At 48.8% G+C, this 23,030-nt stretch carries 20 protein-coding genes; 8 read left to right on the top strand and 12 right to left on the bottom strand.

Annotated features, from left to right (window positions below; translation table 11 throughout):
* Positions 1-5: 5 nt before the first annotated feature.
* From topA to FPE01S_RS15180, 3 genes are all read left to right on the top strand, one after another.
* A complete protein-coding gene (gene topA, locus FPE01S_RS15190; RefSeq protein WP_046369750.1) occupies positions 6-2,639 on the top strand; it encodes a type I DNA topoisomerase in 2,634 nt (877 codons plus the stop codon).
* 140 nt (positions 2,640-2,779) lie between these two features.
* The gene (locus FPE01S_RS15185; protein ID WP_046369749.1) at positions 2,780-3,655 is read left to right on the top strand and encodes a transglutaminase family protein; all 876 of its coding nucleotides are present in this window, start codon (positions 2,780-2,782) and stop codon (positions 3,653-3,655) included.
* A gap of 48 nt (positions 3,656-3,703) precedes the next feature.
* Complete coding sequence (locus FPE01S_RS15180) at positions 3,704-4,174, top strand: Dps family protein (protein WP_046369748.1); 471 nt, start codon at positions 3,704-3,706, stop codon at positions 4,172-4,174.
* A 66-nt stretch (positions 4,175-4,240) separates the two neighbouring features.
* Here FPE01S_RS15180 and FPE01S_RS15175 read toward each other — a convergent pair whose 3' ends face one another.
* The gene (locus FPE01S_RS15175; protein ID WP_046369747.1) at positions 4,241-5,668 is read right to left on the bottom strand and encodes a Gfo/Idh/MocA family protein; all 1,428 of its coding nucleotides are present in this window, start codon (positions 5,666-5,668) and stop codon (positions 4,241-4,243) included.
* 71 nt (positions 5,669-5,739) lie between these two features.
* On the opposite strand from FPE01S_RS15175, the gene FPE01S_RS15170 reads away from it, so the two are divergent.
* Positions 5,740-6,069, top strand: a complete 330-nt coding sequence (locus tag FPE01S_RS15170) for a tRNA-binding protein (RefSeq protein WP_046369746.1) — start codon at positions 5,740-5,742, stop codon at positions 6,067-6,069.
* A gap of 7 nt (positions 6,070-6,076) precedes the next feature.
* Entirely contained in the window at positions 6,077-6,568 is a 492-nt protein-coding gene (locus FPE01S_RS15165; RefSeq protein ID WP_046369745.1) for a methylated-DNA--[protein]-cysteine S-methyltransferase, read from the top strand.
* Here the strand turns inward: FPE01S_RS15165 and FPE01S_RS15160 are convergent, their stop codons facing one another.
* The gene (locus FPE01S_RS15160) at positions 6,569-7,063 is read right to left on the bottom strand and encodes a cytidine deaminase (RefSeq protein WP_046369744.1); all 495 of its coding nucleotides are present in this window, start codon (positions 7,061-7,063) and stop codon (positions 6,569-6,571) included.
* Between the two features lie 14 nt (positions 7,064-7,077).
* Positions 7,078-8,634, bottom strand: a complete 1,557-nt coding sequence (locus tag FPE01S_RS15155) for a S26 family signal peptidase (RefSeq protein WP_052955845.1) — start codon at positions 8,632-8,634, stop codon at positions 7,078-7,080.
* Between the two features lie 96 nt (positions 8,635-8,730).
* Here FPE01S_RS15155 and FPE01S_RS15150 point away from each other — a divergent pair, with 96 nt between their 5' ends.
* On the top strand, positions 8,731-9,624 hold the full coding sequence (locus FPE01S_RS15150) for a MerR family transcriptional regulator (RefSeq protein ID WP_052955843.1): 894 nt from the start codon (positions 8,731-8,733) through the stop codon (positions 9,622-9,624).
* A gap of 5 nt (positions 9,625-9,629) precedes the next feature.
* Here the strand turns inward: FPE01S_RS15150 and FPE01S_RS15145 are convergent, their stop codons facing one another.
* On the bottom strand, positions 9,630-10,793 hold the full coding sequence (locus FPE01S_RS15145; RefSeq protein WP_046369743.1) for a sigma-54-dependent transcriptional regulator: 1,164 nt from the start codon (positions 10,791-10,793) through the stop codon (positions 9,630-9,632).
* A gap of 114 nt (positions 10,794-10,907) precedes the next feature.
* Here FPE01S_RS15145 and FPE01S_RS15140 point away from each other — a divergent pair, with 114 nt between their 5' ends.
* On the top strand, positions 10,908-11,687 hold the full coding sequence (locus FPE01S_RS15140; protein ID WP_169749174.1) for a DUF4846 domain-containing protein: 780 nt from the start codon (positions 10,908-10,910) through the stop codon (positions 11,685-11,687).
* Positions 11,688-11,796: 109 nt separating this feature from the next.
* Positions 11,797-11,949 carry a hypothetical protein gene (locus tag FPE01S_RS25915; protein WP_157474044.1) on the top strand — a complete coding sequence of 51 codons (153 nt, stop codon included), beginning with the start codon at positions 11,797-11,799 and terminating at the stop codon, positions 11,947-11,949.
* 294 nt (positions 11,950-12,243) lie between these two features.
* On the opposite strand, the gene FPE01S_RS15135 is transcribed toward FPE01S_RS25915, so the two are convergent.
* From FPE01S_RS15135 to FPE01S_RS15100, 8 genes are all read right to left on the bottom strand, one after another.
* Positions 12,244-13,233, bottom strand: a complete 990-nt coding sequence (locus tag FPE01S_RS15135; protein WP_046369741.1) for a pyruvate dehydrogenase complex E1 component subunit beta — start codon at positions 13,231-13,233, stop codon at positions 12,244-12,246.
* A 54-nt stretch (positions 13,234-13,287) separates the two neighbouring features.
* Positions 13,288-14,619, bottom strand: a complete 1,332-nt coding sequence (locus FPE01S_RS15130) for a S41 family peptidase (protein ID WP_046369740.1) — start codon at positions 14,617-14,619, stop codon at positions 13,288-13,290.
* A gap of 90 nt (positions 14,620-14,709) precedes the next feature.
* Positions 14,710-15,258: a hypothetical protein gene (locus FPE01S_RS25910; RefSeq protein ID WP_052955841.1), complete on the bottom strand. Its 549-nt coding sequence runs from the start codon at positions 15,256-15,258 to the stop codon at positions 14,710-14,712.
* 63 nt (positions 15,259-15,321) lie between these two features.
* A complete protein-coding gene (locus FPE01S_RS15120) occupies positions 15,322-16,626 on the bottom strand; it encodes a DUF4302 domain-containing protein (RefSeq protein WP_046369739.1) in 1,305 nt (434 codons plus the stop codon).
* A gap of 9 nt (positions 16,627-16,635) precedes the next feature.
* Complete coding sequence (locus FPE01S_RS15115; RefSeq protein ID WP_046369738.1) at positions 16,636-17,523, bottom strand: substrate import-associated zinc metallohydrolase lipoprotein; 888 nt, start codon at positions 17,521-17,523, stop codon at positions 16,636-16,638.
* A gap of 14 nt (positions 17,524-17,537) precedes the next feature.
* Complete coding sequence (locus FPE01S_RS15110) at positions 17,538-18,986, bottom strand: RagB/SusD family nutrient uptake outer membrane protein (protein ID WP_046369737.1); 1,449 nt, start codon at positions 18,984-18,986, stop codon at positions 17,538-17,540.
* A gap of 11 nt (positions 18,987-18,997) precedes the next feature.
* Complete coding sequence (locus FPE01S_RS15105; RefSeq protein WP_083990271.1) at positions 18,998-22,402, bottom strand: SusC/RagA family TonB-linked outer membrane protein; 3,405 nt, start codon at positions 22,400-22,402, stop codon at positions 18,998-19,000.
* A gap of 96 nt (positions 22,403-22,498) precedes the next feature.
* Positions 22,499-23,029 carry a GNAT family N-acetyltransferase gene (locus FPE01S_RS15100; RefSeq protein ID WP_046369736.1) on the bottom strand — a complete coding sequence of 177 codons (531 nt, stop codon included), beginning with the start codon at positions 23,027-23,029 and terminating at the stop codon, positions 22,499-22,501.
* Position 23,030: the final 1 nt, after the last annotated feature.

Below are 23,030 nucleotides of genomic sequence, written 5' to 3'. Positions count from 1 at the left end.
AACCGATGGCGAAGAATTTATTGATAGTAGAGTCACCTGCCAAAGCAAAGACGATCGAAAAGATCCTGGGTAAGGATTTTGAAGTGAAAAGTTGCTATGGCCATATCCGGGACCTGGAAAAAGGTGAAATGGGTATTGATATCAAGAACCAGTATAAACCACGTTATATCGTTCCTGACGACAAAGAAAGGGTTGTGCGCGAACTGAAGCAGCTTGCCAAAAAGAGTGACGAAGTATGGCTGGCAACGGATGAGGACCGTGAAGGAGAAGCGATCAGCTGGCATCTTTGCGAGGTGCTTGGGCTGGACCCCCTGGAAACCAAAAGGATAGTCTTTCACGAGATCACCAAGCCTGCCATCCAGAAAGCAGTGCAGAATCCCAGGAAAGTAAATATGGACCTGGTGAATGCCCAGCAGGCACGCCGGGTACTGGACAGGATCGTTGGTTTTGAGCTTAGCCCGGTGCTCTGGCGCAAAATGAGCATGGGATCTTCGCTCAGCGCGGGACGGGTACAGAGTGTTGCCGTCCGTCTGATAGCGGAACGTGAACGGGAGATCAATGCCTTCAATGCCACCAGCCAGTTTAAGATTGACGCCTATTTTACTGCATCTGACCATAACGAACGTCCGGTATCCTTCAGGGCAGAGGGGCAGCGTTTCTCCCACGAGACCGATGCAGAATCGTTCCTGCTCTCCTGCCGCGGGGCAGAATACCAGGTATCGGATATCCAGGTTCGTCCAGGTAAAAAATCACCTGCCGCGCCATTTACCACTTCTACCCTTCAGCAGGAAGCCAGCCGCAAACTGGGCTATTCAGTAAGCCGTACCATGCTGCTCGCACAGAAACTCTATGAAAGCGGTAAGATCACTTATATGCGGACGGACAGTGTCAACCTGAGTGATACGGCAATGGATGGGATCCGTCAGCAGGTGAACGAACAATATGGCAACAAATATTTTCAGGCCCGCAAATACAAGAACAAGAATGAATCGGCACAGGAAGCGCACGAAGCGATCCGCCCTACCTATATGGATGTAACATCCGTTGGTGATCCCGATACGCAAAGGCTGTATGAACTCATCTGGAAACGGACTATGGCTTCGCAGATGGCTGACGCTGAACTGGAAAAAACAACAGCTAAAATCAGGATTTCCACCAATAAGGAAGAACTGACCGCGAGTGGCGAAGTGCTGAAATTTGACGGCTTCCTGAAAGTTTACCGGGAAGACCGTGACGAAGAGGACCAGGCCGAAGAGGAGGCTGCGGACACCATGCTGCCGGCGTTGCTGGTTGGCCAGAAACTACCCCTTCGCCAGATGACAGCTACGGAAAGATTCAACCGCCCCGCTCCCCGGTATACGGAAGCGTCCCTGGTAAAAAAACTCGAGGAACTCGGCATTGGCCGACCCTCTACCTATGCTCCCACCATCTCCACCATTCTCAAACGCGGATACGTGGAAAAGCGAGATAAGGAAGGCGTAAAACGGACTTTCCGCGTACTTCGTCTGGAACACGATAAACTTGAAAGTAAAACAGAAACTGAAAATACCGGAGCGGAAAAATCAAAGCTGTTCCCGACTGACCTGGGACTGGTGGTGACGGATTTCCTGAACCAGTATTTCAATGACGTGATGGATTATGGTTTCACAGCCAAAATTGAAGAAGAGTTTGATGAGGTTGCCAACGGCAAACGCCAATGGCATAAAATGATCGATGAGTTTTACAATCCTTTTAAAAAGGATGTTGACAACACGATTGAGAATGCAGAACGCATCAAAGGCGAAAGAGAATTGGGCACTGATCCGGAATCCGGTAAAAAGGTGGTGGCCAGGATGGGCAGGTATGGCCCAATGGTACAGATCGGGGATGTAAGTGACGAAGAGAAGCCGCGGTTTGCCAAACTCAAATCCGGTCAGAGTATCGAGACCATCAGTTATGCAGAGGCCATGGAACTGTTCCGGTTGCCCCTGACCATCGGTGAATACGAGGGCAGCGAAGTGTCGGTAAATATCGGGCGGTTCGGACCATACGTAAAGTGGGGTGAAGAATTTATCTCTATCCCACGCGGTGAAGATCCACTGACGGTGGATCTCGAAAGAGCCGTTGACCTGATTCAGTCGAAGAAGGAAGCCGATGCGCCCATTGCCACCTATGAAGGACTGCCGGTGACAAAAGGAAAAGGCAGGTTCGGACCTTTTATCAAGTGGAATGACCTTTTCATCAATATTCCCAAAGCCTATAATTTCGATCGGCTCACGCAACGTGACTGCGAGGAACTCATTCAGAAGAAGTTGGAGAAAGAAGCCAACCGCTATATCCGTCAGTGGCCCGAAGAGAAGATCTCCATAGAAAATGGCCGCTGGGGTCCGTTTATCCGCATGGGTAAAAAAATGCTGAAAGTGACCCGGAAGGAAGATGGTGGCAAATGGGAGGAAGCTGAATTGAAAGATATTTCTCTCGATGCTGTAAAAGCCATGATTGTGGCGCAGGATCCTACCGCTTTTGATAAGAAATCCGCAGGTGGAAAAGCAACCAAAAAGGCACCGGCAAAAAAAGCAGCCACTAAAAAATCAGCTGCCCCCAAAAAGCCGGCTACCAAAAAAACCGCGACCAAATCAGCCCCGAAGAAGAAAAAATAACTGCTGATATTAACGGGTGTGGATAAGTAAAAGGCCGCTGTTCAGCCAGGCGGACCGAAATTTATTTGCATAATGGTAACAATAATCTGCGGCACTTACGCGTCATAGTAAGGAAGCTGATTCTGTTAACCCTTGTACCGATGGAAGAAACCCGTGAAATATCAGCCCTTTTCCACCTGATCGATGATCCCGACATCGAGGTTTATAGTACGGTTAGTGACCGTATCCTCAGTCTCGGCTCAAACATCATCCCCAACCTGGAACATCTTTGGGAAAACACCCCGGAAGAAGCTGTTCAGGAACGGATCGAATTACTGATTCACCGCCTTCAATACTGTGAATTGTCCCAGGATTTCGCCCGCTGGAAAGCGTTGCCGGAGCCTGATCTTTTAGCCGGTGCCCTGCTGGTATCCAAATTCCGTTATCCTGACCTGCAGGTCAGCCAGGTATTGCAGGATATTGAAAAAATGAGGCGCAATATCTGGCTGGAGCTGAACAATTACCTGACACCGCTGGAACAGACCAATGTGCTGACCACCATCCTGTACAATTATTATCACCTGAAAGGCACGGATATCAACTACAGTGAACCCAATGATTTCCTCCTGAATAATGTGCTGGAATCAAAAAAGGGAAATGCCATCAGCAACGGAATACTTTACCTGGTGCTTTGCGACCTGCTGGATATTCCCATTCGTGCAATCCCAATCCCCAGGCAACATATTCTGGCATATTTCGATGTGGAACAGGGACAGTGGGATGCATTGCCCAATAACCCTTCCAACCGCATCAGTTTCTTCATTGATCCCATGAGCGGCCAGGTATATTCCCAAAAAGATGTGGAGACCTATTTCCGGAGAATCTCCGTACCTCCCACCGCGCATTTCTTCCGACCACTCACCAATATCCGCATCATCCAGATCCTGCTGGAAGAGTTTGCGCGCTGTTTTGACAACGACAGCCAGCGCTACAAATACGAAGAGTTAATGCAACTCAGCCAACTTCTAGGCGAGTGACTAGCCAATGATTCATTACATTTGATTTAAGTATTAAATCAGATTGTTATGAAAGCAGATATCGGCATCAGTGCCAAGAACTCGGAAGCAGTATCACTTATCCTCAACACTTTACTGGCAGATGAGCATGTGCTCTACATGAAGACAAGGAATTATCACTGGAATTATGAAGGCGATAACTTTCATGAAATGCATCTCTTTTATGAAGGTCAGTATGAACAACTCGCAGAGACAATAGATGAAATTGCAGAACGTGTACGCATGCTCGGCCATTATGCAACAGGCCGGTTGAAAGACCTGCTGGAAATCACCCGCCTGCTGGAACCTGATTATACCAATCACCAGCAGGAACAGCTGACAAATCTTCTCAGTGATCATGAAACACTTATCCGCACCATCAGGAAGGATATTGATGAGCTTTCGGAAAAACTCAAAGACACCGGATCTGCGGATCTGCTGACCGGCATTCTGCGCCAGCACGAAAAAATGGCCTGGATGATCCGTTCTTACCTCGGATAAAAAAATCAGGAGTGTAATTGCTGATAACAGTGGTTACACTCCTGATAATTTTATGCTGCAAAAACCTTACAGGCTTAATTCCCAACCCGGGCGACGCTCGCGCTTCACGAACTGGTTGGCTTCTTCAAAGTTGGTGATGCGCATGTTCTTGGCATCCCACAGCAGAGTCTTGCGGCCCATGTACTTGTCATTCCATCCTTTGAGATTGGGGTTCTGCATCATCCAGCTGCGGATCGCGAGGTTTCCGATGAGGATGCTTTCCGTGAAAGGACCGGCATATTCAAATGGTGAACTGGTTGTCTGTTTGCCATACCCTGCGATACAGGCATTTACCCACTGTGCATAGTGACCTTCCGGAACACGTGCAATGGTTGCCGGCGGTAAAGTTTCCTTCATTTTGAGTGTAGGCAGCAGTCTGGGATTCTGACCATAACAATCAGCCAGCAATTTTCCTTTGGTGCCGATAAACAGCACACCACCATCCCAGTTACCGAATGCTTCTTCGGGTAGCAATTCATCCGGGCGCACAGGCAGCAGGCCGCCATCATGCCAGGAGACTTTGATATTGCCTTTGCCGTCGGTGCGGGGGTAGTTGAGGTGAATAATAGACGAAGGGGGACAACTATCGGTAAAATTGCCTTCTACCCACATGTCTTTCCAGATATTGGCCACGCTGCATTCCACTGAAGAAGGATACAGGATAGGCAGGATACGGTAAATTGGATCCATGATATGGCAGGCCATGTCACCCAGTGCACCCGTACCGAAAGCCCACCATCCACGCCAGTTAAAAGGCAGGTAAGCCGGATTGTAATCGATCGCTTTAGCAGGTCCGAGCCAGAGATCCCAGTCGAGTTCTTTGGGAACATCAAACTTACCGGTTGGTGTTGCGATACCCTGTGGCCATACGGGACGGTTCGTCCATGCATGTACTTCGGTAACGTCACCGATCATACCGGCATCGATCAGTTCTTTAGCGCGGCGAACGCCATCGCCACTTCCACCCTGGTTACCCATCTGGGTCACCACTTTATACTTTTTTGCTGCTTCTGTCAACAGCCTTGCTTCGTAGATATCATGGGTGAGCGGTTTCTGCGTATATACGTGCTTGCCGAGCTTCATTGCTGCAAGCGTAGCATTGGCGTGTGTATGGTCAGGAGTGGATATGGAAACTGCATCAATATTCTTCTTTTCCTTGTCCAGCATTTCACGAAAGTCCTTGTAATAACGCGCTTTGGGATACGCTTTCCGGGAATTGACTGCCTGACGGTCGTCAACATCGGCGAGGGCAACAATATTTACTTTGCCTGTTTTAAAAAATTCGGAAAGATCGCTTTCACCCTTACCGCCTGCACCAATGCCGGCAACATTAAGGGTATCACTGGGTGCTACATAACCTTTACCCAGTACATGCCGGGGAACGATAAAAAATCCCGCAGCTGCCAGGGATGTGGATTGAAGAAATTTTCTCCGCGAATCTGATTTGCGAGCCATAATAAACAATCGGTTTGTGAATAAATAGGGGTTTGAATTTACGGATTGCCTAGTACTTTGAGCCAAAAAAGATGATCAGCTGGAATGATTTTGAAAAAATAGACATACGGGTGGGAACGATCGAAGCTGTCAATGCATTTCCCAAAGCGAAAAAGCCTGCCTGGCAACTGGAAATCAATTTTGGTGCAATTGGTATGAAAAGGTCGTCTGCCCAGATCACAGCACTTTATTCAGCAGAAGCCCTGATCGGAAAGCAGGTGGTGGCCGTGGTGAACTTTCCTCCTAAACAGATCGCCAACTTCGTCAGCGAATGCCTTGTACTGGGCATATACAATGAAAACAATGATGTAGTTTTATTACAACCCGAACGTGCTGTGGAAAACGGCCATAAAATAGGGTAAAACCAGCATGCCGACGGCTTATTACCAATCGCCTATCGGATTGATTCGAATCACGGCCACCAGCAGTTACATCGAAGAAGTTCACTTCTGCCGGGAGGACGAACACCTGGAATTGCCGGCTGCGGGAGAGTATTCGCCGCTCCTGCAGAATTGTACAGAGCAACTCATTGAATATTTCCAGGGTGTCAGGAGGCAATTCGAATTGCCCGTTCACCAGGAAGGTACCAGTTTTCAGCAATCTGTCTGGTCGGAACTTTGTGGTATCGCTTACGGTAAAACAATTTCCTATACCGAGCTTGCCCGTAAGCTCGGTGATCCCAAATCCATCAGGGCAGCAGCCAGCACCAATGGCAGGAACCGGATTGCGATCATCGTTCCCTGCCACCGGGTGATTGGCGCAAAAGGAGATCTTGTAGGATATGCCGGCGGACTATCCCGTAAACGTTGGTTGTTGCAGCATGAACAAAAGATTGCATGGGGTGTGCAAACGCTCTTCTGATCAGCGCCCGTTACCCATATCTTCCGGACTAAAACTCAGTGGCAGCAACATGCTGGCGGCAGGTATGATAATGACCTTTCCTTCCATACCACCGAGTATCAGCCTTATCGGATGTTTTACCCGCTTCTCATATTCCTGCAGGCTCTGGCGGCAAATGCCACAAGGCGTAATGGGATGATCACTGTCCACCAGGCTGCTGCGATAACTTAAGGCAATAGATTCAATCGGAACTTTCGGAAACAGGGAGGCAATGGATGCCAGCAACACCCGTTCAGCACAAAGCCCCACGGGAAACGATGCATTTTCCTGATTGGAACCCGCAAGGATCTCGCCATTCGACAGTTTTGCAACAGCGCCAACATGAAAATTCGAATAGGGCGCATAGGCATGTTCAGTAACTTCCCGCGCTTCCGATAAGAGCCATGCATCTTCCTCCGTCAGGTCATCAATGCTGTCGTAAAGTGCATAGGAGAATTGATACGAATGCTCCTGCATGGCGGTTACTGTTGTTATTTAATGCTCCGGAACAGGCGGTTCCAGCGTATACCGTTTTTCACACTCATCCAGATGATCCAGGCTTCGCCTACTACATGGTCTTCAGGCACGAATCCCCAGAAACGGCTATCCTGGGAATAGTGGCGGTTGTCTCCCATCATCCAGTAATAGTTCATTTTGAAGGTATACTGGTTCGAAGCTACTCCATTAATGAAAAACTGACCATTTTTTTGTTCCAGCGTATTGTTCTCGTAAACCCGGATCGCGCGCTCGTAAAGTGAGTAATTCTCCGGTGTCAGGGTAAGTGTCTTGCCTTTTTCGGGGATCCAGAGCGGGCCGAAGTCGTCTACCGTCCATTTGTGCAGGGTATCATACGGATAGCATAGTTGTCCCCATAAACGGGGATCGATCATGTTTGCATGCATCAGTTGCGGCTTGATGGATTTCGCAATTCCTGACTGTTTCATCTTCGCAACTGCCTCATTGGTCAGCAGCATATTGAATTTATTGCCACCCAGGCTGGTCAGCTCTTCCGGGTTTTCAATATCGATATTGTACTCTTCCAGCATCGTTTCAGCGTTCATCGGCTGACCATTTGTTTCCACTTCATACTGGATTTGCGAATGCGGCGGTTCGAAACCGGGCTGGCTGTTGATGTAAACCCGGCCGTCCCTTACTTCGAGTGTGTCGCCGCCAATAGCCACACAACGCTTGATGTAATTTTCCCGCTTGTCGACCGGCCGGATAACGAGCGGATAGGCGTCCGGATTTGCCAGGATCTCCCTGCGGCCGGCATCGAGACTGCCATTGCCGATCATGCGGGCTGCGTCGTAATAAGGATTGACGGACTGAAACTCCGGTTTATTGATGACGGTATCGCCTGTGGGAAAATTGAACACCACCACGTCATTTCTTTTTACGGCGCTTGCAAACCACCTGCTGTAAGGAAGTTTGATGACCTCGGTATAGGAGCGCATATCCGTTCCCGGTATAGTATGGTGAACAAAAGGGATTGCCAGCGGCGTATTCGGAATCCGCGGGCCGTAACTGAGTTTGCTTACAAACAGGAAATCGTTCACGAGCAGGGTCTTTTCCATGGACCCGGTAGGGATGACGTAAGCCTCAAAAATGAAGGTCCGGATCAGCGTAGCGGCAACAATCGCAAACACCCCCGCGTCGATCCATTCCCGCGCAGTGGATTTCTGATAATGTTTTACCCCGTCTGGCCCAATATAACGGGTTTTGGGGGACAGTGCCACGTAGGGAAAGTATATAAAGGGAACCAGGCAGGTCGCAGCATGTTCCCAAAAACCGAACTTATTGAAACATTTAATGAATTCTATATATATGCCCAGTGTCACGAACCATCCTACCACCGGGATAAACTGCCAAAAGAACCAGTGTTTTGGTCTTTTCGCAATCTTTATCATCTCCCAGGTGTTGTAAAAGGGAATCCAGGCTTTCCAACCCGGAGCTCCGGCTTTTTGAAATAGCTTTGATAAACCAAAAGCGGGTAAAATAAAGATCAGGAGAGATATCAGCGCTACGATCAGGATTTGATTCGATGTCATTCTTGCGGTTTATATTCGGACAAAAATACCATTCTGCGTGTATTTGTAACAGCGAGGCAAAAAATATGACAGCCACAACCCCAATAATTTGTTAACATGAATCATTTCACTATAAATGATATTGAAAACCTGACGGGGATTAAGGCGCATACCCTCAGGATATGGGAGCAGCGTTACGGGGTTTGTCCTGCCAAGCGGAAAGAAAGCGGCCACCGGTTTTATGACGATGAAGACCTTAAACACATCCTCCGCCTCGCACTATTGTACAAATACGGCCACAAGATATCCCACCTGGCGGCGATGACGGAAACCGAGCTAAAACAGCTTGCCCACAGTATTGAAAATTGCTGCCAGCATGAGGGTCATGTGCTTCAGTTGCTGGAAGCAACCCAGGCTTTTGACCAGCAGAGATTTAATCATATTCTCGATGCGCTTATCCTCCGCCTGGGATTTGAAAAAGCGGTACTGGAAGTCATGTTCCCTTACCTGGAGAAGATCGGCATGTACTGGCTGATCGACAGGGCCATTCCGGCTCAGGAACATTTCGGCAGTAACCTGATCCTGAGAAAAATAGTACTGGCTATCGAATCCCTTCCGCGACCTGTGTACCATACGGGACGAAGAGCATTGTTGTTCACACCTGCCGGAGAACCGCATGAAATACCACTGTTATTCATGGCCTGGCTGTTGCGCAAAAACGGCACGCCGGTACTCTACCTGGGAAAAGAAGCGTCCTGGGAAGCATTGAACGATGTGCTGGCTGTTCACGGGATCACCCATATCTATACCCACCTGATCACCCAGCTTTGTGAAAATAACCCGATGGATGCACTTGCTGCATTGAAAACAAACTTTCCGCATGTTTCCATCGTGATTTCAGGGAAGCAAAAGGCCTGGCCGGTTCCTGCCAAAGGCATTAACTGGCTGGAAACGGACAATGCGCTGCTGGCCTTTGCTTCCGACCATGAAGGGCAACCACGCCTGGCTTAAACAAATCAACTGCGTTGCACAATGTTATTGAGCACATCTTCACGCTGTATTACCTTACCAGACAGAATTACCAGCCTTTCCACCACGTTCCGCAATTCGCGGATATTACCGGTCCAGTTATATTGTTTCAGGGCTTCAAGCGCTGCCTTATCAATATCTTTTTTGGCGATGCCATACTCGGCACAGATATTTTCCAGGAACTTGTCAACGAGCAGCACGATATCGTCTCTTCTCTCATTCAGTGACGGTACGTGAATAAGGATCACGCTAAGGCGGTGGTACAGGTCAAGCCGGAAGTTTTTCTCCTCCACTTCCTTCAGCAGGTCTTTGTTGGTAGCCGCAATCACCCGAACATCTACTGATATTTCCTTTTCTCCCCCTACCCTCGTGATCTTACCTTCCTGTAGCGCCCGCAGTACCTTGGCCTGTGCGGTGAGGCTCATATCCCCGATCTCGTCGAGGAACAGGGTGCCGCCACTCGCCTGTTCAAATTTGCCGATGCGTTGTTTGATGGCGGATGTGAAAGAGCCTTTTTCGTGACCGAAAAGCTCACTTTCGATCAGTTCGCCTGGAATGGCAGCACAATTCACCTCTACCAGCTGGCCGGATGAGCGGTTACTCTTTTCATGCAGCCACCTTGCCACGAGTTCTTTACCCACCCCGTTTTCTCCCGTAATCAGTACGCGGGCATCCGTAGGTGCCACTTTCTCAATCGTATCCTTAATGCGCTGTATGGCCGGTGAATCACCGATCATTTCCTGCACCTTGCTGACTTTACGTTTCAACACCCTGGTTTCGGTAACCAGGGAGGTTTTATCCATTGCATTGCGAAGGGTGATCAGCAGGCGGTTGAGGTCCGGTGGTTTGGAAATATAGTCAAACGCGCCCTTTTTAACAGCTTCTACGGCAGTCTCAATGGTGCCGTGTCCGGAGATCATGATGATGGGCACGTCCGGATTTGCTTCCCTGGCTTTGTCCAGGAATTCAAGGCCATCCAGCTTGGGCATTTTGATATCACATAGTACGACATCAAATGTCCGCTCCCTGAATTTTTTCAGGCCTTCTTCCCCATCGGATGCTTCCTCGATTTTATACCCCTCGTAAGAAAGTATTTCTCCCAGTGTTTTGCGAATCGCCCTTTCGTCGTCAATGATCAGGATGTTTGACATGCTGTTAAGATTAGTCTAAAATGAATCTGCTGGTATGCAAGCAGGGTGCCTGTGCATCTTCGATCCATCCAAAAATAGTTATAAATGCAATTGGCCTTCTTCCTTTCAATTTTTTTGCCACTTTTTCGACTGTCCTCGCCTGCTACGGTCAGCAGCATCCCTTTACCTCCCGGATACAACAGGCTTCCCGTTGCGGACACTTCAATTACAGCCTATCTGAGAAGTTTGCCACTGAGGGAAGACAACAGGGTGTTTCTTTTTGATGGCACCCTGAAAAGGAGGCAGACTGCTCAGTATGCAGTATTAAATATTCCCGTTGGATCGACGGACCTGGTTCAATGTGCCGATGCCGTTATGTTGTTGCATGCGAAGTACCTGTTCTCCCGCGGCGCATACAACAGAATTGCATTCCTGGCAACAGACGGCACATGGCTCCGGTACACGGATTGGTGCCGGGGCGTTCGCTATAGTTTGAAAAATAACCGGCTGGTATTGCGGGAAAATGCAGCAGGTATAACAGCTATGAATAACCGTAACGAGCTGGGTGGTTTTCTGCGGGTGGTTTTCACTTATGCGGGAACTGCTTCACTTTCCCATCAGCTGAAACGGTTGTCAGCCGCCCTGCCACAACCAGGAGATGTTCTCCTGGAGGGTGGTCATCCCGGCCACGCAGTACTGGTACTGGACGTCGCAGTAAATAACGCGGGTGGGCGCATCTACCTGTTGATGCAGGGATATATGCCTGCACAGGACCTGCATGTTGTAAAAAATCCGGAAAATACAGCGTTAAATCCCTGGTATAGTTTGACTAACAGCGAATTACAAACCACTATTGTAACTCCGGAATGGAAGTTCCCCGGTAATTCCTGGTACAGATTTGATCGTAATTGGTGAAGAATGCGCTCGTAGTATTACTAAATAAAATCAAGTATTTCTGATCTTGACTTGCCTGGTGTGGTAAAGTACTTTTGGATTATCCTAATGAATAACGAAATATCCACCTATGAACACTTTAAAACACCCCCTGAAAACGACCCGTGAAGTGTCCGTCTGGCAGCTGACTGCTAAGATCGTGGTGCTTGCCGGAGTATTGATGGCTTACAGTTATTGCTTTTTGCTCACCATCAGCAGTATGCTGAAGCTGGCTAATGGCTAAATTTTTGATGGATTGATATAATAATGGTTAATGACAGTAAGGCCGCTGAATTCAGCGGCTTTCCTGTTTTCATCACCTGGCGGATCATGAGCCAACTTCAAACTCCATTAGCCCGTTTTTCCCCTACTCTTCCAATACTCAACATAGTTGTCGATTCCCACCTTCACTAAAGCTACTGCTTACGCTAACGCTTCAGCAGTCGAAGGCGGTGGGCGAAGCCAGATCCCGGGCATTATAAAAAACCGCCGGAACTGTCAGACAATTCCGGCGGTATATGTACAGGTTTACCCTGCCTTATTTTTTCAGGTACATTACCTCTTTCACGAGTTTAACAGTACGGCTTACATCAGGTAAAGCCGCTGCAACCAGGTTAGGCGCATAGTGGAGTGGCGCATCTGCCGCAGTAATTCTGCGGATCGGCGCGTCGAGATAGTCAAATCCTTCTTTCTGGATGCGATAAGAGATTTCGGATGAGATAGACGCAAATGGCCATTGCTCTTCCACGATTACCAACCGGTTCGTCTTTTTCACGCTCTCGAGGATAGTGTGCCAGTCGAGCGGACGAATGGTGCGGAGGTCGATCACTTCAGCGCTTACCCCTTCTTTCTCCAACTCGTCAGCAGCACCCAGGGCCACTTTCATCATCTTATTGAAGGAAACGATCGTCACATCCTTGCCTTCTTTTTTTACATCCGCCTTTCCCAGCGGGATATAGTATTCTTCTTCAGGAACTTCTCCTTTCTCTCCGTACATCACTTCGCTTTCCATGAAGATCACGGGATCTTCTTCATAACGGATGGCCTGTTTCAACAAACCTTTGGCGTCATACGGGTTACTGGGGCTAACTACCTTGATTCCGGGAATATTGGCATAATAGCTTTCGAAAGCTGTGCTGTGTTGTGCTCCCAGCTGCCCGGCAGAACCGTTGGCGCCGCGCAGCACGATCGGACAGCTCAGTTGTCCGCCGCTCATGGCAAGCATTTTGGAAGCTGTATTGAGGATCTGGTCCAATGCCAGGACGGCAAAGTTCCAGGTCATGAATTCCACGATAGGACGGAGTCCGTTTTGTGCTGCTCCTACGGCAACCGCTGTAAAACCAAGTTCGGAAATGGGCGTATCGATCACCCTTTTGCTACCGAATTCATCGAGCATGCCCTGGCTCACTTTGTAAGCTCCGTTGTATTCCGCGACTTCCTCACCCATCAGGAAAACACGGTCATCACGGCGGAACTCTTCACTCATTGCTTCGCGCAGTGCCTCTCTATATGCGATAGATCTTGCCATTCGAATAGTTTTTGGAGTGGCAAAAATATTGGTTCGTAATGAAATGCGCAAAAATTAGCGGTATCGGATACTCCTGGTTTCCACCAGTAGCTGCCGCTTTTGTGTATGCATTTTATTGTATATACCAATCCTGCTCGCAGTCAGCGCTGCAGATTCCCGGTTACTGCTCCTGAAGTTACCGGTAGTCAGATAGCTATAGGCGGCGGCCAGGCAGTCTTCATCCAGGTCACCCCAGGTATGATCAAGACCGTCAGGCGTCACTTTATCCGGCTCAAAGCCGTTGAAATAATTGCCCTCATCCAGGGAATTCACTATTCTTAACGAAACGGGGAACACATACCAGTCCCCCGCCGGAATAGGGAAATACCCTACCGGTTTGCCAGTGGAATGACTGGGGCCAACCAGTTTAACGGTCAGCTGCGGCCGCATAATATTGATCAATGCCTCCGATGCCGACGCTGTATTCTGACTGATGATGAAAACAATGTGCCCGGGCTCAAGCGTTCCTTTTTTACTGAAGTTGGCGGATTCATTGTATTCTGTCAGTTTATCGTTGAATGTTTCTTTGTACATGAGCGTATTTGACTTCGTCGCAGGCACCAGGTAGTTGGCGAGTTCTTCCTGCAGGGTTACATACCCCCCGCCATTGTACCGCAGGTCAACAACGAGATCCGTAACACCAGCTGTTCCGAAATCGGCAAAGGTTTTGGCAAAATTGGCTTTCATGCCGTCAATATCCCCAAGGAAAGAATTCAGCACCATGTATCCGATCTTTTTGCTGCCCGCTGTATAAACGGTGTCAAGCAGGATAGGCTGGTCCTGGTACGTAGTCGGGTTCAGTGTGAGTTCAACAGTAGTACCGTCATTCTTTTCAAATGTAATGCTGGCCGTATTACCGCCATAAACAGCATCAACAATGAAATTTGCAGTACTCTGAGAATATGTCAGGTCTGTTCGCCCGTTGAGTTTGGTGATGCGCCAGCTGCGTTGCACTCCAGCCACACCAGCGGCAGAAGCCGGTTCTACATAAGTAACCCGCAGATCATCCTCATCATGGTAGAAGACACCGATCCCGATATCACCGGAAATGCCACTGCTCACATCATCCCATTCTGTTTTAAGAATGCCGAAGCTCCAGCGGTCGACCGGTCCTGTAAATCCTGTTTCAGTACTATATTGCCGGATTCCCCGCATCAGTTGATTGGGGTCTGAATAATTACTGCTTTTAAAATCCCCGGGGATCTGGTTATACCACAGGTAATAATCTTTTGCAATAGCCAGCGAACTATCCAGTACACTTTGCGACTGCGAAGGTCCGGAATCATTTTTCTTACAGCTGGTGGTGGCCAGGATAACAGCCAGGGATATATACAGGTAAGCTCTCATGTGGTATTTTTCAGATTACGATATTAGCCATAAAAAGCGATACCGGCCTATAGAGAGCCGGTATCGTTAACAAGATTTTGGGTAGAAAGACTAGTCTTTCAGGTTCAGGTATTTTTTAACGGAATTGTAATCGTTCCAGTTAACTGCAGAACGTCCTCCTTCTTCCACACCACCTGGTATGATCACATACCGGAACGGTGCTCCCGTCAGAATATAATTGGAAAGAATGGTAATGCTTCCTTCTGTAAATATGGGATCCAGGGTCATATACGGGTCATCAGCCGTTGGCTCTTCAATAAATAAGGCCGGATTGATCACTGCGGGCAGGGGGAAGACAACCGGATCTGTTTCATCATTGAGGTTAAAATAAACTTTAACGGTACCGGAATTCAAAACATCGACAGACAGGCTGGGTGCTTCAATCTCGCCAATACCGTTGTCATTAAAATCAACGGAGAGCCATGGGGAATAGATCACATTGGCGGTTCCTGTTTCACCAGTTGGACCTGCAGGACCAACCGGGCCGGCGGGACCAGCAGGACCGGCGGGACCTGTATCACCTTCTTTGGAGCAGGAGCTCAGCGTGAGCGTGAGGAACAACAAGCCAAGCCCGGACATTTTAAGGATTAATTTTTTCATATAACTGATTTTACGTTTATGGTTAATCTAAAGTTAAACGATTTTAGGTTTCACTGTATGAAATTAGCGTACCCATGAGATCCAAGATCGAGCATCCGAAGCGGCGACCATATCATACGATGATGCTCCCGTTTGAACGAAATAAAATCCTTCCGCCTCACTGAATTTCTGATAGGTTTTTTCGAAAGCATCTTTTGCTTCCGGCGGAACGTCTGTCAGAACGTCCAGGAAGGGGAAGACTACCCGACCATCACTGGTAAAATTCGGGGGTCTGTACCCCGCGGCGATATTCAGCGCGAGCCCGCCGATCTCCTGTGTAACAAACCCTAATATATCAACTACCACATTATCCTGGGTCCGGCCGTATGCCGGCCAGAAAATAGTGAAGTAATAATTGGGTACCTCAGTCACATGATAGGCATCGTCCACACCATTCACATGGAACCCGGTCGGTGAAATCCAATAGGATCCAGCATTGGCGGCTGCTTCCCACCACCGGCGCGGGGCTCCCAGGTCTGTCCGCAAAGGAGCAGTTGCGCCCGCAATCGTTGCGTCCTGGCCATTCACCTGCATGTCCAGTGTCTTATTATTGTCGTTCCAGTCAAAATGATCGAAACCAGTTATTGTCGTATTTCCGTTCACTAATGGTTCCTGCAGCACCAGGCCGGTATTGTCAAAGTAGTAACTGGTCACGAAAGTCCGTAAGGTACCACCGGATACCCAGTGAAAAAGGATTGTTCGGCTGGTTTCATCAATAAGCATCTCATAGGTAACGCCTGCATGCGAAAACCGCTTGAAATATTCAAGAATCTCGCTGATATTCAGAAATGCCAGGTTGTTCTCCCAGATTCCATTTTGCCAGGCATCCAGATCTGCCTGGTCAGACTTTATCAGCTTAAGTCGTGTACCATAAAACCTGCCGGTCAGAATAATGCTATCGGCATACAAGGTATCAAGGGAATATTCAAAGTCGACTTTGAGGCCTTCACCGTTTTGTCCGCCGTTGACACTGCCTGTAGGGTCTCCCAATAGATGGATATAACTGTAAGTGTCGAACATGAGCACGGGTTGCTGCAGGGATTTCAGCCGGTAGCTGCTTTCTTTTTCAGTGCCGGCGGTTTCCTGGTTGAAGTCACTGAACATGAATACCCGGTTTGACGCATTGAATCTGAAATGAAAATTGAACAGTCCACCGGTACCGGTTATGATGGTGGCATTCCAGCCGGCCGGAGAACTGACAAGTGCCTGCTCGTAGGAAGCAAGGGTTTCGTTGATCCGCTCATCGGGTCCTTTATCGAAAGGAGATTCGTCTTTCTGGCAGGCACTAAAAAGACCAGCGATCAGCAACAGCGATAATATTCTTTTCATAACGGTCTTTTATTTGGTATAGGCAATAATCGCTGCCCGCGTGCGCGTTTGCAGGCTTCTGAAATTGATATTCCAGGCATTATGATAATAGTCTTCCACCATCGCGGCTTTCTGTTGCAGTTTGGTTCTGCCTTCATCACTTTCGATGGTGGCCAGCATTGCCTGGAACCAGGATTGTCCTTCCACCAGCAGGAAAGCGATGGTTTCCACAAAGTCATCATCCGGGCCATTCATGGCATAATTGGAAATAAAACCCTGCTCCCTGGCCTGCGCATTGGTATTGTTATTCCAATTGGACGTATACCCCCCGGTAATTGTTTTGAATTCCACAGGATACATAATGTTGAAATGCAGGGTGTGGCCAAACTCGTGTTCGATGGTATGGAACATCTCCTTTACCGTCAGTGAATCTACCGGTTCATATCCAGGCATTCCCTTGGATCGGAAATTGTTCAGGTCAAACAACAATATTCTGCCCTCCCCTTCTGCCTGGCCCAGCGTAAACGACCCATCGGAATTATAGCTTGGGCTGCCAAACAGGATAATAAACCTTGGCATGTATTGTTTCATGAAATTGCCGCCGGCTTCCTGTTCATAAGGCGTTACCCAGATATCTTTAATAGCAGTCATCACGGGAATCACCTGGGCCTCATCAACCGGCACAACAAACTTGTTGAGTTCACTGAGTTCTGTCTGGCTCCATTTGTATTTGACATCCACATTGTAGACCTGGGTATAATTGGTGAACAGCCAGTCGTCAACCGGACCATTTACCCATTCGTCACCACCGAGGCCGGGGATGTCATCAGCATTCCCCGAGACATTGTCTTTTTTGCAGGATGACAAACCGGCTAGTCCCGCTATCAGCAATAAGAATAAATATTGTACGCTTTTCATATAATGGGTTAAGGCTATCTGGGATTGGGTTGAAGTCCGGAAAGGCTGGTGGATTGCGGCAGTTGCAATAACCGGCGTGGGTCGTCACTACCAAGTGTGATCACCTCTCCTTCTGCTGTGCGGTGTTGTACCGGGATCTGGTAACGCAGTATGTCAAACCACCGCATACCTTCCTGTAAGTATTCCGCTCTCTTGAAATCAAGCACGGTCCGGACGGTGCCGACAGTAGCATTGCTGGTATTGTAATAATTCCGGATTTTGGTTGCTGTTATGTTGTTTGCCGCTGCACTGTAATTCCTGATGCGGGTGCTTGCGTAAGCATTCAGGTCAACCAGGGAAGCACTTGTATTACCCAGCCAGGCATTGGCTTCTGCACGGTTGAATAACACCTCTTCCGCGGTAAAGAGCGGAATCATGACATAGGGCAGGCCGATATTGGCATTGATCGAACTCTGCACAAAATATTCATTGATCTTTGGAATCAACAGGTTTTCACCTCCGGAAGAATACAGGTGATACAGAAATGCCCATTCTCCGCCAGTTACATTCTCCGCAAGCACCTCGTCACGCTTGGCATTATTCAGGGCAAATCTTACCCGATAGTAATACCGGGCCCAGGTAGAGGAGCTTTCCACAAGCAACAGGTTGGCGTTCGTGGATGCCCTTGCGTAAACTTCAAACAACTCCTGGTAGGTCATTGCCAGGTAGTCAGTATTCCAGGGCCGCAGCAAGGTGGTGGGGCTGCCTGAACCCAATGCCTGGCTGGAATAGGTCACTACCTTCTCATAATCGCGCTTGAAAAGGTAAAACCGGGAAGCGAAAGCATTGGCGGCTACCCTTGTGAAATGGTATTTCGGCACATTGTAACGTTTATCGTCCAGCAGCGGTAGCCCTTCCAAAAGATCCTTTTCAATCATTTCGTACACATAGGCAACTGTCTTCCGGTCATACTGTTTGATCACTACATCTTCCGGCTCGGTTACATATGGAACACCAGGGTCAGAAACTGCGGTTTCCGGATCATAGCATTTGGCAAAAAGTGTTACCAGCATGAAATGATTGTAAGCCCTTGCAACGAGCGCCTCACCTTTCTGGGAAATATAGTTCTGGGGATCTGAAGCAGTGAGGCAAGTCTTCAGCGCCTGGTTGGCGGCGGCAATGGCAGAATAGCAGGCATTCCAGTAATACTCCGGGGAATCCTGGTTATTGTCGATAATATCTTCGAAACGGAAGGAACCGACATTGGTAAGGTCCGGAACGCCCACGCCTTTATCGCCAACATTGTCGGACATACTCTCCGCGAAATCCATGTAATTGGCCTGCGGATAAGCCGTGCCGAGCAATTGTGATACTTTCTCCGGGGTATTCAGTTCGGTACGGTTATCCGGGGACTTCTCCAGGAATTTTGAACAACCTGACCCCGTCACCAGTAACAACAGACTATATACGAGAATCTTTTTCATGTGGCAGTGATTTAGAATCCCAGTTTCAGGGTTAACGTAATTTGTTTCTGGATAGGTTGCGCCACACCGCCGGCATTGAAAAATTCAGGGTCCTGTCCCTTCAGCGCAATATCAGAATAGATCAGCCACGGGTTGGTGGCAGAAATCGTAGCGCCAAGATTATTTGCCTTGATGGACTGCACAATTTTCTGGGGAAACTGGTACGAAAGGGAAACAGTTTTCAGGCGGATAAAATCACCGCTGGCGACCCTGACATCAGAGTAATTGTAGTTATTGTATGGATATGCACCAGTTAGCCTTGATTGTTCAAATACCCCGAGGATAGAAGGAACATTTGTGTAAACTTCGTCACCCGGCTGCACCCAGCGATCCTTGAATTCTTTCGGCATGGCATCCAGGTCGGTATATAGTGTCCGGAAGTTTGGATACAGCCTGATCTTGTTACCCGCCTGGTAGGTAATAAAGATATTCAGGCTGAACGCCTTGTAATGAAATGTATTGGAGAATCCGCCGTTGAACGGAGGATCAACCGGCCCTTCATATTTCAGGTAGCTGGTATTCTGATCCTGCAGGTAGACCGTGTTGTTGCTTTTTCCGGTCTCATCGATAAAATTGGGCATCCCGGTTCTGTGGTCGAGGCCATCGTACCGGATGGAAAAAAGACTTCTTACCGGGTACCCCTCCTTATTGCCACCTTCAGGCACTACCAGGCTGAAAATGGTTGGTTCATTGCGGGCATTGATGATCTTGTTCTTGTTGTAGCCAAAAGTCAGCGTTGAACGCCAGCCCCAGTCCTTCTTACGGATAATTTCCCCGTTGATCACGAACTCACCGCCATAGGAATCCATATCTGCATAGTTCGCTGCCTTGTAGGCTTCACCACCAATGCCTGAGGTTTTGATCAGGCTGATGAGATCATAGCTTTGCCTGTAGTATGCATCTATGCTGAAGCTCAGGCGCCGGTTGAACATGGAGGCATCTATTCCGATATTACTGGTATACATTTTCTCCCAGGTCAGGTCTTTGTTCTCCAGGTTGGCCAGGGTGATCACCGATTCCTTTTCTGTCAGGTAGGGCCGGTTGGTATTGATGGTACGCAATACAATATTCGAGTTGGTAGCAGGTCCCATACTGGCGGTAAGTCCATAGCTGGCGCGCAGGGTCAGGTAATCGAGCCAGCTGACATCTTCCAGGAATTTTTCCTGTTCCATATTCCAGGAGCCCGCAACGCTCCAGGTCGGCAGCCACCTTGCCTGGCGGGAGCTGCCGAGGCGGTTGGAACCATCGTACCGCCCTGTGGCTGTAAGGTTGAACCTGTTGTCGAAGGTGTAGTTGGCTGTGGCGTAGAAGGCGACGAACCGGTCATAGTCCTTGCTCATGCCATAATACGGGAAATTCTGTTCGATGGTCTGTTTCAGGATCCGATAGTCCACCAGCGGAATCCCTCCATTATCATACTGGTAGCCATATCCCGTGTTGTTGTAATTCTGGCGGTTGGTGGCACGGATCTGTACGCCGCCAAGAACGTTCAGGCTACTTTTGGAACCAATGTCAGTTGAATAATTCAGTGAGTTGCGCACATCATAGTTCACGAGGTAGTCTTCGTTGCGGTTGTAAAATCCGCCATACGGTAAAACAACTACCGGTTCCGCTTCGGGGTTATCGGGATCACGGTAAAGGAATTTGTTGTTCTGCCTGATCACCGTCGTACCGGCCGAACGATAGGCATTGGCCATGTTTGAATATTCTGTTACCTGGTGTTCAGTTGTAGACTTTACATATCGTGCGGCACCAACAAACTCATACCTGAACTTGTCGGTAAATTTGTAAGTGGCATCCAGCTGTAGTTTCAGATCAATAATATTGATGTCGAGATAATTATTATCCAGTTCGTGAATAATATTGAATGGCGCATAATTCCTCCTGAAATATTCGAGGTTTCCATTTTCGTCATAAGGCGTAAGGGTACGGCTGGTATTGACTGCGTAGCTAAAAGGATTGATGTCAAAATCGCGGTCGTACTGGCCTTCCACCGGGTTAGGGTTTCTTGCCAGTGTGCCAGGCGCTTTTTGTTGCCGGATTGATCCCAGCGTGGAGAATCCTGCATTGAACCGGTCATTGAACTTGTAGTTGTTCCTGAAGTTCATGGTGAACCGGTTTACGTTGTCGGCAATGGTCCATCCGTTGTCGCCGTAATAACTCAGGGAGAAATAGTTCTGGGATTTCTCGGTACCACCGGAAATGCTGAGCGAATGCTCCTGTACAAAATTGTTTTTGAAGAGCACATCGAACCAATCCGTATTCGCATAAGCATACCGTTTCAGGAAAGCGGCTCTTTCCGGCTGGGTATTCTGAAGGTCGAAGCTGCCGGCGTCATTCATGCCCAATGCCTCATACATCTTGCCGTAAACACCGATATCACCCCGTGAAAGGATGGTGTAATTCAGGCTTCCCTTTCTTTCCAGTTCGGCCAGCACACTCATCTGCTCCATGGAGTTCATGATATTATAGTCGCCGTAGGTGGGCTTGAACTGGACACCGTAACTGCCGTTGTAGTTGACGGTGGTTTTGCCTGATTTACCTTTTTTGGTAGTGATCACTACTACCCCGTTCATCGCACGGGCTCCATACAGGGCGGTCGCTGCTGCATCTTTAAGGATATCGAAGCTTTCAATGTCATTTGAGTTCAACCCGGCTACGCTGGAACCCAGCAAGGTGGTTGGGTCACCACTGGACAGCTGGTCATTGGAAATATTAACGATGTCTTCCAGTACCACGCCGTCAACCACCCAAAGCGGTTTGTTGTCGCCATTCAGGGAAGTGGCGCCACGCACCCTCAGTTTGGGAGCGGCACCAAAAGTGCCGGATACGTTCTGAACAGCCACGCCGGCCACCCTGCCTTCGAGCATGCGGGTCACATCAGCTGTTCCTTCCATTTTGATATTGTCCATCTTCACCACGGCAGCCGCCCCGGCAAATTTTTTACGGTCGATATTCTGGTAACCAGTCACGATCACTTCCGAGAGCGTTGCCTCTCCTTTGGCGATGCTGACGGCCAGACTGGGTTCACCATTATAGGCGACGGTGGAAGGCTGCATGCCTGCAACAGTGATCCGGATACTGTCGCCGGGAAATGCCGGAATGGCAAACTCACCCTGGGTATTGGTGAAGATCGATTTGCCTGAGCGCAGGTTGGTAACAGTAGCACCGGGAATGGGTTTGTTATCGGCTCTGTCTACTACCCTGCCGCGGGCAATAGCGGTATCAGATTGAAAAGGAGCTGCTTTCCGGGTATGTCCGCTGGCCGGCAGCGACAGGAGCCCACCCGCCATCAGGGCAATCAGCATCACAAAGGGCCGAAACTTCAACAGGTTTGCACATGCAGTTAGCCGGACTCCCTTAGGGAAAAGGATCATAGACAGTTATGTTAATGGTGTTACTGGTAGGACAACGATTAGTTTGAAAACGATGGTTTAAAATACGACATTTTGGAAGATGGCGATCGGAGGATATCAGCAATTCTTATCGAGCTCAACAAACAGGATGAGGTCCGTTTGCCAGTCTGTGCCCAACAGGAAAGCATGGCTGCCTTCCTGCGTGAAACCAAATTTGCTGTAGAACCGCAATGCACGGGCATTCTTTTCCCAAACACCCAACCAGCAAACCGGATAACCGAGTGATCTGCCGAAATCGAGGGCATAAGCCATCATCAGGGGACCGATTCCTTTTCCAATGGCTTGTTTTACCGCATAAAAGCGGCTGATCTCAAAAGAAGGAAAACCTGGCCGGAAATCAGGATGACCGTCAGGATGTTCAATCAGCCGCATATACCCCAGCGGCTCTTCCTGTTCCCAGGTGATGAAAAAATGATTAAGTGGCTGCCCTACCTGTGCCTCCAGTTGCGATATGGTAAACTGGCTGTTCAGGAAGATTTCCATATCTGCAGCGGTGTTGTCTGCAGCGAAGGAATCAATAAATGTTTGCCGGCTGAGCGCACTGATGCGTTGTGCGTCCTCTTTTCCCGCCAGCCTTATATCAGGCATG

It is taken from the genome of Flavihumibacter petaseus NBRC 106054 (assembly GCF_000974785.1).
Classification (GTDB): domain Bacteria; phylum Bacteroidota; class Bacteroidia; order Chitinophagales; family Chitinophagaceae; genus Flavihumibacter; species Flavihumibacter petaseus.
This window is presented reverse-complemented; position numbering and strand designations above follow the sequence as displayed.